Origin of the sequence: Paraburkholderia sp. BL6669N2, assembly GCF_003387275.1 — a bacterium.
Classification (GTDB): Bacteria; Pseudomonadota; Gammaproteobacteria; order Burkholderiales; family Burkholderiaceae; genus Paraburkholderia.
This window is the reverse complement of the sequence record NZ_QUNA01000001.1, coordinates 2,546,612-2,560,283: the sequence shown is the minus strand read 5'-3', so window position 1 is coordinate 2,560,283 and position 13,672 is coordinate 2,546,612. Positions and strand designations below refer to the sequence as shown.

Here is a 13,672-nt window from a genome sequence, read left to right as displayed (position 1 = left end):
TCCGTAGTGTTTTGAGTGGGCGCGAAGCGCGTGAATGGTCGGATCAGCCTTGTTGCGGAGCTTGTGCCTTGCCGCCCGGCATCGGCACGAAGCCCGTGACTTCGAGACCGTAGCCCGACATGCTGCCCAGCTTGCGCGGGTTCGACAGCACCTGCATCTTGCCGACACCGAGCTCACGCAGAATCTGCGCGCCGATGCCGTACGTCTTGAAGTCGACGGGGCGGCGTTTCAGTGCGTCGGCCCTTTCCTTCGAGTCGAATGCCTTGAAAACGTCGATCAGATGGTCCTTTGAGTCACCGCAGTTCAGCAGCACGATCACGCCGCAATCGCGTGCGGCGATTTCTTTCATGGCCGCGTCCAGCGTCCATGAATGGGTGGATTCGCCGACTTCGAGCAGGTCCAGCACCGACAGCGGCTCATGCACGCGCACCAGCGTGTCCTGATCCGTGCACGGCGTGCCGCGCACCAGCGCGATATGCGGCTGGCCGCTCGGCTGGTCGAGATACATGACCGCGCGAAACGCGCCGTGCGCGGTCTGCATGGTGCGTTCGCAAATCCGCTCGACGATCGACTCGGTGCGGCTGCGATAGTGGATCAGATCCGCGATCGTGCCGATTTTCAGATCGTGCTCTTTGGCGAATTCCATCAGGTCCGGCAAGCGCGCCATCGTGCCGTCGTCCTTGATGACTTCGCAGATTACCGCGGCCGGCGTGAGCCCGGCCAACTGGGTGAAGTCGCAGCCCGCCTCGGTGTGTCCGGCGCGCACCAGCACGCCGCCAGGCTGAGCCATGATCGGGAACACGTGGCCCGGCTGCACGATGTGCTCGGCCTTGGCTTCCGGCGCGACCGCGGCGGCAATGGTGCGGGCACGGTCCGCCGCCGAGATGCCGGTGGTAACGCCCTCGGCCGCTTCGATGCTGACCGTGAACGCGGTGCCGTACTGCGTGCCGTTGCGGTAGGTCATGAGCGGCAGGTTCAGCAGCTTGCAGCGTTCCTGCGTGAGCGTCAGGCAGATCAGGCCGCGACCGTAGCGTGCCATGAAGTTGATCGCTTCCGGCGTGACGAATTCGGCGGCGATCACGAGGTCGCCCTCGTTTTCGCGGTCTTCTTCGTCGACGAGGATCACCATCCGGCCTGCTTTCAGTTCGGCGATGATCTCTGGAGTGGAGGCGAGCGTCATGTTGGCGAGAGTTTCGAAGAAAGCGCGTATTTTACGCCACGCGCGAGCCCAAGTCGCCTCCGCCGAACGGCATAGGCCATTTGGCCGACTGGCGATGAGCCGTCCGCCGTTGCTAAGCTCGTTGAAACGATGGATGCATGAACCGGCGGAACGCGGCGGGGCGCCGCCGCCGGCCCATGCGTGACCGGCTTGCGGCCTTTTACTTAGGCGCGTTCAGCATGCGCTCGACGTAGCGCGCGATCAGATCGATCTCCAGATTCACCTGCGTGCCTTCACGCAGACGCTTGAGCGCCGTCACTTCAACCGTGTGCGGAATCAGATTGATCGAGAACTCGCAGCCATCGTCGCGATCTTTAACCGAGTTGACGGTCAAGCTCACGCCGTTGACAGTGATAGAGCCCTTGTACGCCAGGTAGCGGCCAATCTCGCGCGGCGCCAGCACGCGCAGTTCGTGCGATTCGCCGACCGGCGCGAAGTGCGTCACCGTGCCGAGGCCGTCCACATGGCCGGAAACGATATGGCCGCCAAGCCGGTCGTGCGCGCGCAGCGCTTTCTCGAGATTGACTTCGCCGGTCTCACCGAGGCCCGCCGTGCAGTTCAGGCTTTCGCGCGAGACGTCGACTTCGAACGAGTGGGCGGTTTTCGCGACCACGGTCATGCAGGCGCCCTGAATGGTGATGCTGTCGCCGAGCTGCACGTCGCCGAGATCGAGACCGCCGGCCTCGACGTTCAGGCGCACGCCCGCGTCACCGTCCGTGCCGAGCGGCTTGACTGATTCAATGCGGCCCACGGCCGCGACGATTCCTGTGAACATCGTACTAATCCTCGATCATTTCGAAACGGGTGGGGACACGGGATCGCTGCCGGGTCCGGGCGTGGCCTCGGGGGCGGGCTGGGGCATGAAGCGGGCGAGAATCCGCACGTCTTCGCCGATCCGGTCGACCGCATGGAAGTTCAGTTTGACGCGGCCCTTGAGCGTGTCGGGCGCGCTCAGATTGAACATGCTCATCGAATCCATGCCGAGCAGGCTCGGCGCGAGATACACGAGCAGTTCGTCGACGCAGCCTTCGCGCAGCAGCGAGCCGTTCAGCTTGTAGCCCGCCTCGACATGCAATTCGTTGACGTTGCGCTCGCCCAGCACTTTCAGCACCGCGGGCAGATCGACCTTGCCCGCCGGGTTCGCCAGCTGGACGATCTCGGCGCCGCGATCGTGCAATGCGTTGGCGCGATCGGTATGTCGCCCATCCAGATTGCCGCAGAAGATCAGCGTGGGTGCGCCGGCCAGAATTAGCGCCTCCGGCGGCACGTCGAGCTGGCTGTCGATCAGTACGCGTTGCGGCTGGCGCGGCGTGTCGACGGCGCGCACCGTCATGCGCGGATTGTCTTCCCTGACCGTGCCGATGCCCGTCAAAATCGCCGACGCGCGAGCGCGCCAGGCGTGGCCGTCGGCGCGTGCCGCTTCACCGGTGATCCATTGGCTGACGCCGGAAGGCAAGCCGGTGCGGCCATCCAGCGAGGCCGCCACCTTCATGCGGACCCACGGGCGGCCGCGCGTCATGCGCGAGACAAAGCCGATATTGAGTTCGTGCGCTTCGTGGGCGAGCAGCCCGCAGCGCACTTCGATACCGGCATCGCGCAACATGGCGAGACCGCGTCCGGATACTTGCGGATTGGGATCTTCCATCGCCGCGACTACGCGCGCGACCTGGGCTTCGATCAACGCGTTCGCGCACGGCGGCGTGCGGCCGAAGTGGCTGCATGGCTCCAGCGTCACGTAGGCCGTGGCGCCGCGCAAGTCGTGACCGCGCGAGCGCGCGTCTTTCAGCGCGCGGATTTCGGCATGATCCTGACCGGCCGGTTGCGTAAAGCCTTCGCCGATCACCTCGCCATTCTTGACGAGCACGCAGCCGACGCGCGGATTCGGGTCGGTGCTGTACATGCCGCGCTTGGCCAACGCGAGCGCGCGTTCCATATGGACGAAATCGGTTTGCGAAAACATCGGGGTCCGGTCGGTACGGTGGCTAGGCTGTAATGGGTTTCGGTTTTAGCAGTGTGTTGTCTCGCCCGCTTCAGGCCGCGAGCGAGGCGAATGCGCCACGCGCGGCGTCGATCGTGGCGTCGACGATCGCGTCGTCGTGAACGATCGACACAAAGCCTGCTTCATACGCCGATGGCGCGAAATACACGCCTGCGTCGAGCATCTTGTGGAAGAACGCGTTGAAACGCGGCACGTCGCTCTGCGTGACTTCGGCGAAGCTGGTCGGGATCGAGTCCGTGAAGTAGAGGCCGAACATGCCGCCGAGAGAATCGGCCGCGAACGGCACCTTGGCTTCGCGCGCCACGTTGGCAAGACCCTGCGCGAGGCGCATGGTGCGCGCGGTCAGCGTGTCGTAGAAGCCCGGTGCCTGGATCAGTTGTAGCGTTTTCAGGCCGGCCGCGACCGCGATCGGGTTACCCGACAGCGTGCCCGCCTGATAGACGCCGCCAAGCGGCGCAAGGTGAGCCATGATGTCGCGCCGGCCGCCGAATGCCGCTGCCGGCATGCCGCCGCCGATCACCTTGCCGAGACACGTGAGATCCGGCGTGACGCCGTAGACCTCTTGCGCGCCACCCAGGGCGACGCGAAAGCCGCACATCACTTCGTCGAAAATCAGCACCGAGCCGTACTCGGTGCACAGGCGCCGCAAGGCTTGCAGGAATTCGGGCGTGGCGCGCACCAGGTTCATGTTGCCGGCCACCGGTTCGACGATCACCGAGGCGATCTCGTTGCCGAACGCCTTGAACGCTTCTTCGAGTTCAGCGACGTTGTTGTACTCGAGCACGGTGGTGTGCTTGGCGATATCCGCCGGCACGCCCGCCGAAGTCGGATTGCCGAAGGTCAGCAGGCCCGAGCCGGCCTTGACCAGCAGACTGTCCGCGTGGCCGTGATAGCAGCCTTCGAACTTGACGATACGGCTGCGGTTCGTGAAACCGCGCGCGAGACGCAGCGCACTCATGGTGGCCTCGGTGCCGCTCGACACCATGCGGACCTGTTCGATGGAGGGCACCAGCTTGCAGATTTCTTCGGCGATTTCCACTTCCGATTCAGTCGGTGCGCCGAACGAGAAGCCGTTGCCCAGCACGCGCTGCACCGCTTCGAGCACTTCCGGATGGACGTGGCCGAGGATCATCGGGCCCCATGAGCCGATGTAGTCGATATAACGCTGACCGTCCGCATCCCAGAAGTAGGGGCCCTGTGCGCGTTCGATGAAGCGCGGCGTGCCGCCGACCGAGCGGAAGGCTCGCACTGGCGAGTTCACGCCGCCGGGAATGGTGCGTTGCGCGCGTTCAAAAAGGGTTTCGTTTCTGGACATGGCGATGACTGGAATTGGGGTTGCGCAGCGACGCGGGTCGCCTGTGGGCGAGTCGCGTGGCGCTGGGATGGGTGGGGAAATTGTACCGGACTCAGCGTGAACAGGTTTTCCGGATGCGCCCACGCAGCGGGCTGCTCACTCACTTTTGTGCGTGGGCCCAGTCGGCGTATCGAACTTTGGCGGCTTGCGCTTGCCGGTCAGTTCCGCCCAGCGCTTTTCCAATGCGCCTTCGGCCATTGGCTTGATGACGGTGCCCGAACTCTGCGCGTCCCACGTCTGCACGGAGAAAGGATGCGCGCGCAACATCTCACGCGGAATCACCACGTCTTCGTGTGCATCGACGAGCCAGTCGTACACGAAGTCGATGCACAAACGGTAGCCGCGCTTCGTCGCCGCATCGGGAACCTCGTACGGCGCGCGCGTGACATAACCAGAGCCGAAGATACCCTTCGGCTCCTGTGCCACGCGATGCAGGAACACGCGGTCTCCCGGCAGGATGCTGCGCGCAAATCCGCAACCCCATGCGTCGGCGACGGCGACGCCCGTGGTCACGCGTTTGGCCACGTCAGGCAGCTCGGGCCATGGCCATTTCCTCGGGCTCCAGATCAGCAGGAATGCGGTCATCGCATGGTCGCGTACAGAATAGTCGGGAAGGGCGCGGCGCATAGATTCGCGCGTCGCCCGCAGCGTTCAGGCGGCAGCTTAACCGATCGGCAACGTGGCTGCCGCGAATCGTCGATGCCGCACAGGCGTCTTCGCGACCAGGTCCGAGGCCCGGCTGTCGTATTAACCGTCGCGTACAATTGATGCTGTCAAGTTGCTGTTTTCCCCGTTTCACCTGTTCCGCTGCCGATGACGGCGCAGTGCTTCATCTGGATTCCCATGTCTCACGTCACCAGAAGCCGGCCCGATGGCCGGCTGATTCTGTTGCTCGGTGCGCTTGCCGCATGCGGGCCGATTTCCATCGACATGTACCTGCCGAGCTTGCCGACCATCGCGCAGGCGTTCGCCATCAGCACCGGCGCTGCGCAGACGACGCTCACCAGCTTCATGTTCGGCTTTTCGATCGGCATGCTGCTCTATGGTCCGCTGTCGGATACCTATGGCCGCCGGCCCGTGTTGCTCGGCGGCATTGTCATGTATGCGCTGGCTAGCGTCGCCTGCGCCATGTCGTTCTCGATCGGCTCGCTGGTGACGTTCCGTTTCGTCCAGGCGCTGGGCGCGGGCGCGGCCTCGGTGCTGGCGCGCGCCATCGCACGCGACGCCCACGGCCCGACCGATGCCGCTCGCGTGCTGTCGATGCTCGCCATCGTCACGTCGATCGGACCATTGCTCGCGCCGCTCATCGGCGGGCAGTTGCTGCTGCTCGGCGGCTGGCGCGTGGTGTTTGTCGTGCTGACGTTGTTCGGCACGGTGTGCGCGATCACCGCGTTTCTCAAGGTGCCGGAAACGTGGCCGCGTGAGAAGCGTGCGCACTCGGCGTTGCTGAAGTCGTTCGGCGCGTACGGCAAGTTGCTGCGCGATCCGGTTGCGTGGGGGCACATGCTGTGCGGCGGCATGGCGTTCGCGTCGATGTTCGCGTACATCACCGCGACGCCGTTCGTCTACATCGAATATTTCCATGTGTCGGCGCAGCATTACGGCTTCCTGTTCGCGCTCAATATCGTCGGCATCATGTTCGGCAACTTCATGAATACGCGGCTGGTCGGCCGGCTCGGTTCGCTGCCGATCATTTCTTTCGCCGCAACCGTGAGCTGCATCGCATCGCTGTTTGTCTGTCTCGTGTCGCTGACCGGTTGGGGCGGTTTGTGGTCGATCGTGTTCGGCCTGTTCTTCGTGGTCGGTGTGGTCGGTCTTCTGTCCGCCAATTGCACGACCGATCTGATGCATCGCTATCCGCTGAATGCCGGCGCCGCGGCCGCCGTGTTCGGCGCCGTGCAGTTGGCGCTCGGCGCGCTGTCGAGCCTTGCGGTCGGACTCTGGCAGGATGGTTCGCCCAAGGGCATGGGCGTGACGGTGGGCGTGGCGGGCTTGCTGTGTTATCTCGGCCGGATTCTGGTTGTCAGATGGCACGGGACCAAGGTGCCGGTCGCTGCCGTCTGAGGACCATGAAGCACAGTCCGCGTCGCGTCTACGGTAAACACCAGGTGTTGCGTGCGCGCGACCGTGCGTTTGAATTTCCGTTGCTATGATGGGTCCACTGTTCCTCGGAGCGGCATTCATGGCGATCAGAGATTTGATGAACGGCGAACGGCAACAAGCTGCTTTCGCTGAAGCGCAGAAGCTGGCGGACAGCGGCGCCTATCACGACTACACCGACATCGAATACGTATTGCGCTTTGATTTCGGTTTGTCTGATGTATCAGCGTTGCTCGACAGTCAGTTGATGCATCGCGATCTGAACCGCCGTTGCGCGGATGCGCGCGAGAAGCTGGAAATGCTTGGCGTGTGATGAGCGCGGCACGTTTGCAGAAGCGTGTTGATGCGAGACTCTGTGCCTGAGGCGGACAGCGCTAGCGCGTTGCATGATTGCTCGTGTGATCGCTTATCGCTTTTGCGAAAACGGGATGCTGTCGTGCGGATGAAGCGCACGCGGTGTCATGTGCCGTCGTCAAGTCTGGAGTGATATTCATGGCTGGTAGCCAGCACGACCCGCATCTGCCGCATACGGACAATCCCGCCACGCTTTCGCAGCCGGGCGGTCATTACAGTCATGTGGCGGTCGCAAATGGTTTCGTGTTCGTCTCGGGGCAATTGCCGATCACGGCGCAAGGCGACAAGCTATCCGAGGCCTCGTTCGAGGTTCAGGCCGAACAGGTATTGGTCAATGTGCAAGCCGCGCTCGAAAGCGCCGGCAGCAGCGTCGCGCAACTGGTTCAGGTGCGCGTCTACATTGTCGATGTCGAACACTGGATGAGCTTCAATCAGATCTACGCGCGGTGGGCCGGTGAAGCACGGCCTGCGCGCGCCGTCGTGCCTGTTCCGCAATTGCACTACGGTTTCAAGATCGAGGTGGAGGCGACCGCGCTGGTTTAGCTTCGACGACTGGAGAGCCACAGTCTTGAGCTTTTGCGCGTGCTCGCCGGTGGGAGGATTCCAACGAACTGCGTGAATGCCTTGGCTTGATGAACGACGAGTCTATTGACCTAGGCACTTGCTCACGCTGGCAGCGATATTCACGCCGGCATCACCGCTTAGTGCGTCAACGTGCCCGAACCGAACGTGGTTGCGGTGTCATTGTCGGATAGCGCTGCCGGCGTCTCCGCGAGCACGGATGATGCGCCCACGCACGCGGAGACGCTGGCGACTGTAATAACTAACGTATTGAGTTTCATAAGGGTCCACGGGACGTGTGCGGACAGCGTAGGTAGCTTTGGTATCAGCCGTGGGCGGAAAAAGTTGAGGGATGGGGCCAGGTGCTGATGCCAAAAGTGGCTTTGGTGCGTACCTGAGGTGCGGACTCCCGGAAGCCCCAAACGTGTATTCAACCGGCGCCAGCAGCGGGGGACGCGTTTAGTCATCTTGACCGTGGCGCATGTTACAAGCTATAATTACGGCCTAAATGGGTTGCGACTACGCGGCCGGCGCTAGGCTCCGAGGACTACTTTGGGGCCTTTCGCTTTTCTAAGGGAATACTTTCAAGCCATTCCCCGTCACCACGGTTCCCGGGTTGAAGAATTTGTCGGCGAGAACGTCGTAAGCGCGATTCTGTTGAGTGGGCCGCAAGATATGCAGTCCAATAGGTCGAGCCATGAGGTCTGAGATTTGCAAACCCTCTGAATTCGCCTTCTTATCGCATACCACAATATCGAAGCTGTATTTTGCCGCCGTTCGATTGTCGCCATCGCATACCCTTCTAAACGCCAGTTCCAGGTCGCGATCTTCCTTTGCGCCGCGTGCCTCGCAAATGACGTGAGTCAAAGCATCCTGTTGCCCCTGCATCCTCAGGAACTGCCGAACCCGCTCCAGACCAAATTGAATGCCGATGTGATAGGGGTTGTAGGGATTACTGTACTTCTGCTTAAGCTTTAGCTTTTCGATCACTACCGCAACAACCGTCATGGGCGTGTCTATAATTATTTGGGTGAGGGCGCCCATGAAATCGTCGCGGGCTTCCTTTCCCAGTTGAGAGAAGTGCCCTCGCTTGCGCCGAATGTCGATCTCGTGCAGAACGACGCAATCGTGGCCAAACGTGTCGAACTTTAACCGCTTGATCTTGGGCACCAATAAGTCGGCATAGTCGCTTTTCTTGACGACGCAAAAGCATAGGACGAACAGCGGATACTCTGCGTCAATCGAGGTAAGGCTGTGATCGCCACTTTCGTCCACAAAAACTATGTAATTGCTATGCATTGCTGGCTCGCGCGCTGCTGTATTGCTTATGTTATGGACGCTGCGACCCTGCGCGTCGCAGGGTCGATCTGTAGCTCACGAATTGCTGATTAGGCGATAGTGCCATGAAGATGGGAGGATGCGCTTTGGGTGGCAGGAAATGAAAAACGGGCCGAGAGGCCCGTATTCGTCAACGCATTCTGGCGGAGGCGGTGAGATTCGAACTCACGGAAAGATTGCTCCTTCGCCGGTTTTCAAGACCGGTGCCTTAAACCACTCGGCCACACCTCCAAGCCCTAAATTGTAACCTGAAAAAACCTCGCTGCGGCGCCCGGTCGATCCGCAATCACTGCGGATCTTTCAGAAACAGCTCCTGCAGATCATTCAGGAACGCCTGGCCGAGCGGCGTCGGCGCAATCTTTTCGTGGTCGCGCGTAATCAGCTTGCGCCGTTCGGCTTCCTGCAAGGCCGGTTCGATCGACGTCATCGACATACCCGTGCGCTCGATAAACCGATGCACAGGAAACCCTTCCACCAGCCGCAGCGCGTTCAGCATGAACTCGAACGGCAGATCGCGCGTCCCGACCTCGTGCTCTTCCTGCACCGCTGTGCCGGCCTTCGCCTGCTCGATGAAGGTGGTCGGATGCTTATAGCGCGCCTGCCGCAGCACGCGATTCGGAAACGACAGCTTCGTATGCGCGCCCGCCCCGATGCCGAGATAGTCGCCGAAACGCCAGTAGTTCAGATTGTGCTTGCTCTGCCGATGCGGCTTCGCATACGCCGACACCTCATAACGCTCGTAGCCCGCAGCGGAGGTGCGCTCGTGAATCCAGTCCTGCATGTCGGCCGATGCATCGTCGTCGGGCAGGGTGGGCGGGAACTTCGCGAACAACGTGTTCGGTTCGAGCGTCAGGTGGTACAGCGACAAATGCGGCGGCGCGAACGACAACGCCGTCTCGACATCGGCCTGGCATTCGGCGAGCGTCTGCCCCGGCAGCGCGAACATCAGATCGAGATTGAAGTTGTCGAAGGTGGTCGCGGCCACTTCGACGGCATGGCGCGCCTGCACCGAGTCGTGGATGCGGCCGAGCGCCTTCAGATGCGCTTCGTTGAAACTTTGAATGCCCACGGAGAGCCGATTCACGCCGCTCGCGCGAAACTGCGCGAATTTGGCGGCTTCGAAGGTGCCGGGATTGGCTTCGAGCGTTATTTCCGCGTCGGCGTCGAGCGGCAGCAGCGCGCGCACATCCGACAGCATGCGATCGAGCCCGGCCGCCGAAAGCAGGCTGGGCGTGCCGCCGCCGATGAACACCGTATGCACTTGCCGCCCCCAGACCAGCGGCAGCGCCATCTCGAGATCGGCGCGCAAGGCGTCGAGATATTCGTTCTCCGGGAACGTGTCGCCTTTCCATTCATGCGAGTTGAAATCGCAATACGGACACTTTCGCACACACCACGGGAAATGCACATACAACGCCAGCGGCGGCAGCGACGTCAGCCGGATGCTGCCCGGCGACGTGTAGGCCTTGATGACGCCGTTGCCGATATCGGCGGGCGCCGGTTTGATCGGAATCACGCTTCCTCCGTCAGACGCGCGAGCAGTTGGCGCAATGCAATCGCGCGATGGCTGCTGGCGTTCTTCACCGCCGGTTCGAGTTCGGCGGCGCTCGCGTTCAGCGACGGCAAAAAGAAGTACGGGTCGTAGCCGAATCCATTCGCGCCGCGCGGCTTGTCCAGCATTTCGCCATGCCAGCGGCCTTCGGCGATCAGCGGCTCGGGATCGTCCGCGTGACGCACCAGGGCCAGCACGCAGAAGTAATACGCGCGCCGATCTGTTTCGCCTTGCAACGCCGAGACGAGGCGTGCGTTATTTGCCGCGTCGCTCTTTTCGCCGCCGGCAAGTTGCGCGTAGCGCGCCGAATAGACGCCCGGTGCGCCGCGCAACGCGCGCACGCACAGGCCCGAGTCGTCGGCGAGCGCGGGCAAGCCGGTCAGCTTCGACGCGTGGCGCGCCTTGGTCAGCGCGTTTTCGACGAAGGTCGGATGCGGCTCTTCGGCTTCCGGCACGTTCAACTCGCCTTGCGGAATCAGTTCGATACCGGCCGCGCCGAGCAGCGCCGCGAACTCGCGCAGCTTGCCCGCGTTGTTCGACGCCAGCACGACTTTTTTCAATGGCGCACCGGAACCGGCTGCGCCATTGCGTTGAAAAACTTCACTCACTCTTTTGCTCCAACGCCGCCTTCTGCTTCGCGATCAGCGTGTTGATGCCGTCGCTTGCAAGATCCAGCAGCGCGTTCATTTCGTCGCGCGAAAATGGCACGCCTTCAGCGGTGCCCTGAATTTCGACGAAGCCGCCCGCGCCCGTCATCACGACGTTCATGTCGGTGTCGCATTGCGAGTCTTCGTCGTAGTCGAGGTCCAGCACCGGCAGGCCGTCGTACACGCCCACCGAAATCGCCGCGACGTAATCCGTGATCGGCGAGCTTTCGATGCGGCCCGTGGCCAGCAACCTTGCCACCGCGTCGTGCGCCGCCACGAACGCGCCGGTGATGCTGGCCGTGCGCGTGCCGCCGTCGGCCTGGATCACGTCGCAATCGATATGCAGCGTGCGCGCGCCGAGCTTCTCCAGATCGAACACCGAGCGCAGCGCGCGGCCGATCAGCCGCTGGATTTCCTGGGTGCGGCCGGTCTGTTTGCCGCGCGCGGCTTCGCGGTCGCTGCGCGTATGCGTCGCGCGCGGCAACATGCCGTATTCGGCGGTGAGCCAGCCCTGGCCGCGGTCGCGCAGAAACGACGGCACGCTCTCGGCAATGCTCGCCGTGCAGATCACTTTCGTATCGCCGAATTCGACCAGCACCGAGCCTTCCGCGTGCTTCGTGTAGTGGCGCGTGATGCGCACGTCGCGCAGCTGATTGGCCTGGCGGCCGCTGGGGCGTTGGGTGTCGTTGGTCATGTTGGGATCGGTCAGGAAGAAAAGCGGGAGGGAAAGCGCGATTTTACAGCCGATCGGGTAGGGCGGCTGCCCGCATGTGCCGGGACTCTCCAAGGGGACCCATCGCCAAAAATGGGATAATGCCGTTTCCCCGCCCCGCGTCTCGTACACGCCGGGCGATTCGACTCTCCGGCCATCGTTGAACGCGTGGCCACAATCGCGAGAAATACGATGATCTACAGCATGACTGGCTATGCGAGCGCCACGCGCGAACTCGTCGCGGACTCGGGCACAGGCGGCGTGAGCGTATCGGTCGAACTGCGCACCGTGAACTCGCGCTTTCTCGATCTGAACTTCCGCATGCCGGAAGACGTGCGCGTGTGCGAACCCACGCTGCGCGAGATGCTGATGAACAAGCTGTCGCGCGGCAAGGTCGATATCCGTATCAACCTGCAACGCAGCGAACAGTCGGCCAACGCGGGTTCGATCAATCACGACGCGCTCACGCAACTCGCCGTGCTGGAGCGCACGGTGCTCTCGACGTTTCCGGAAGCGGAGCGGCTGCGCACCGGCGAGATTCTGCGCTGGCCCGGCATTCTGGCCGAAAGCGGTGTGGCGCCCGAAGTGCTGCGCGACGCCGTGCTCGCCTGCGGCAAGCAGGCCATCACCGACCTGATCGACGTGCGCGCCCGCGAAGGCGCGCAACTGGCGACGATGCTGCTCGCCAACGTCACCGAAATGGAAGCGATCGTCACGAAGATCACGCCGCTCGTGCCGGAGTTGATCGCCAAGCATCAGCAGAAGATTGTCGAACGCTTGCAGGAAGCGCTCGGCATCGCCGCGCCGGATACCGCCGCGACGATCGTCTCGCGTGAAGAGATCAACGAGCGGATTCGGCAGGAAGTGACGATGTACGGCATCCGTATCGACATCGCCGAAGAACTGTCGCGCCTCACGGCTCACCTGAACGAAACGCGTCACGTGATCCAGAAGGGCGGCAAGGTGGGCAAGCGCCTCGACTTCATGATGCAGGAGCTCAATCGCGAAGCGAACACGCTAGGTTCGAAGGCGGCCGCGAAGGAACTGGCGGATTCGTCGATGACCCTGAAGCTGCTCATCGAACAGATGCGCGAGCAAGTACAGAATCTGGAATAAGGCTGGAGCACCACCGACATGACCGACCACCATCACACACGCGAAACGCCGCGCAATCCGTACGCCGGTGCTTACCCCGGCAACCTGTTCATGGTCGTCGCGCCGTCGGGCGCCGGCAAGTCGACGCTCGTGAACGCCTTGCTCGCCGGCGACGACGCGATCCGTCTGTCGATCTCGTACACGACGCGTCCGCCGCGTCCGAAAGAGCAGGACGGCGAGCACTATCACTTCACTACTGTCGACGATTTCATGAAGCGTCACGATGCCGGTGAGTTTCTGGAAAGCGCGGAAGTGCACGGCAACTACTACGGCACCTCGCGCGTGTGGATCGAGGACCAGATGAAGAACGGCCATGACGTGCTGCTCGAAATCGACTGGCAGGGCGCACAGCAGGTGAAAAAGCAGTTTCACAACGCGGTCGAAATCTTCATCTTGCCGCCTTCGCTCGAAGCCTTGGAAGAGCGGCTGAGAAAGCGCGGTCAGGACGAGCCGAACGTGATCACGCGCCGTCTGCTGGCAGCCGGCAGCGAGATGGCGCACGCGGCGGAAGCGGAGTATGTGGTGATCAACGAGAAGTTCGAGCGCGCGCTCAGCGAACTGCAATGTCTGGTGGCCGCGACGCGTTCGCGCTTCGCCTCGCAATACGCGCGCCACACGCAGCTTTTCGTGCAGCTCGGCATTCACTTGCCACACGCGTGAACGCGGCGGTGCATCGAGCAC

Annotated in this window: 14 protein-coding genes and 1 tRNA gene; 5 read left to right on the top strand and 10 right to left on the bottom strand. The window is 62.6% G+C overall.

From position 1 onward, the window contains the following. Positions 1 to 43: 43 nt before the first annotated feature. From ribBA to B0G80_RS11630, 5 genes are all read right to left on the bottom strand, one after another. Entirely contained in the window at positions 44 to 1,180 is a 1,137-nt protein-coding gene (gene ribBA, locus B0G80_RS11650) for a bifunctional 3,4-dihydroxy-2-butanone-4-phosphate synthase/GTP cyclohydrolase II (protein ID WP_106283368.1), read from the bottom strand. Between the two features lie 199 nt (positions 1,181 to 1,379). Further along, positions 1,380 to 1,994, bottom strand: coding sequence for a riboflavin synthase (locus B0G80_RS11645; RefSeq protein WP_106283367.1), 615 nt, complete (start codon positions 1,992 to 1,994; stop codon positions 1,380 to 1,382). A gap of 15 nt (positions 1,995 to 2,009) precedes the next feature. Further along, complete coding sequence (gene ribD / locus B0G80_RS11640; RefSeq protein WP_116118083.1) at positions 2,010 to 3,179, bottom strand: bifunctional diaminohydroxyphosphoribosylaminopyrimidine deaminase/5-amino-6-(5-phosphoribosylamino)uracil reductase RibD; 1,170 nt, start codon at positions 3,177 to 3,179, stop codon at positions 2,010 to 2,012. A 70-nt stretch (positions 3,180 to 3,249) separates the two neighbouring features. Next, positions 3,250 to 4,533 carry a glutamate-1-semialdehyde 2,1-aminomutase gene (gene hemL, locus B0G80_RS11635; protein ID WP_116118082.1) on the bottom strand — a complete coding sequence of 428 codons (1,284 nt, stop codon included), beginning with the start codon at positions 4,531 to 4,533 and terminating at the stop codon, positions 3,250 to 3,252. Positions 4,534 to 4,668: 135 nt separating this feature from the next. Then, positions 4,669 to 5,157, bottom strand: a complete 489-nt coding sequence (locus B0G80_RS11630) for a hypothetical protein (RefSeq protein ID WP_116119631.1) — start codon at positions 5,155 to 5,157, stop codon at positions 4,669 to 4,671. A gap of 258 nt (positions 5,158 to 5,415) precedes the next feature. Here B0G80_RS11630 and B0G80_RS11625 point away from each other — a divergent pair, with 258 nt between their 5' ends. From B0G80_RS11625 to B0G80_RS11615, 3 genes are all read left to right on the top strand, one after another. After that, positions 5,416 to 6,636, top strand: a complete 1,221-nt coding sequence (locus tag B0G80_RS11625; RefSeq protein ID WP_116118081.1) for a Bcr/CflA family multidrug efflux MFS transporter — start codon at positions 5,416 to 5,418, stop codon at positions 6,634 to 6,636. 118 nt (positions 6,637 to 6,754) lie between these two features. Next, complete coding sequence (locus B0G80_RS11620) at positions 6,755 to 6,985, top strand: hypothetical protein (RefSeq protein ID WP_106283456.1); 231 nt, start codon at positions 6,755 to 6,757, stop codon at positions 6,983 to 6,985. Positions 6,986 to 7,164: 179 nt separating this feature from the next. Next, positions 7,165 to 7,569 (top strand): RidA family protein, encoded by a 405-nt coding sequence (locus B0G80_RS11615; protein WP_106283363.1) that lies wholly within the window; start codon positions 7,165 to 7,167, stop codon positions 7,567 to 7,569. 588 nt (positions 7,570 to 8,157) lie between these two features. Here the strand turns inward: B0G80_RS11615 and B0G80_RS11610 are convergent. From B0G80_RS11610 to rph, 5 genes are all read right to left on the bottom strand, one after another. Then, a complete protein-coding gene (locus B0G80_RS11610; protein ID WP_116118080.1) occupies positions 8,158 to 8,886 on the bottom strand; it encodes a DUF3800 domain-containing protein in 729 nt (242 codons plus the stop codon). 180 nt (positions 8,887 to 9,066) lie between these two features. Beyond that, positions 9,067 to 9,156, bottom strand: a tRNA-Ser gene (locus B0G80_RS11605). Positions 9,157 to 9,211: 55 nt separating this feature from the next. After that, on the bottom strand, positions 9,212 to 10,411 hold the full coding sequence (gene hemW / locus B0G80_RS11600; protein ID WP_408968003.1) for a radical SAM family heme chaperone HemW: 1,200 nt from the start codon (positions 10,409 to 10,411) through the stop codon (positions 9,212 to 9,214). 26 nt (positions 10,412 to 10,437) lie between these two features. Next, a complete protein-coding gene (rdgB, locus tag B0G80_RS11595; RefSeq protein WP_116118078.1) occupies positions 10,438 to 11,085 on the bottom strand; it encodes an RdgB/HAM1 family non-canonical purine NTP pyrophosphatase in 648 nt (215 codons plus the stop codon). Then, positions 11,078 to 11,818, bottom strand: coding sequence for a ribonuclease PH (gene rph, locus B0G80_RS11590; RefSeq protein WP_106283333.1), 741 nt, complete (start codon positions 11,816 to 11,818; stop codon positions 11,078 to 11,080). Before rph ends, rdgB begins: the two co-directional genes overlap by 8 nt. Before the next feature lie 210 nt (positions 11,819 to 12,028). On the opposite strand from rph, the gene B0G80_RS11585 reads away from it, so the two are divergent. Both B0G80_RS11585 and gmk read left to right on the top strand, forming a co-directional pair. Beyond that, a complete protein-coding gene (locus tag B0G80_RS11585) occupies positions 12,029 to 12,952 on the top strand; it encodes a YicC/YloC family endoribonuclease (RefSeq protein ID WP_106283332.1) in 924 nt (307 codons plus the stop codon). Positions 12,953 to 12,970: 18 nt separating this feature from the next. Beyond that, positions 12,971 to 13,651, top strand: coding sequence for a guanylate kinase (gmk, locus tag B0G80_RS11580; RefSeq protein WP_106313868.1), 681 nt, complete (start codon positions 12,971 to 12,973; stop codon positions 13,649 to 13,651). Positions 13,652 to 13,672 lie beyond the last annotated feature (21 nt).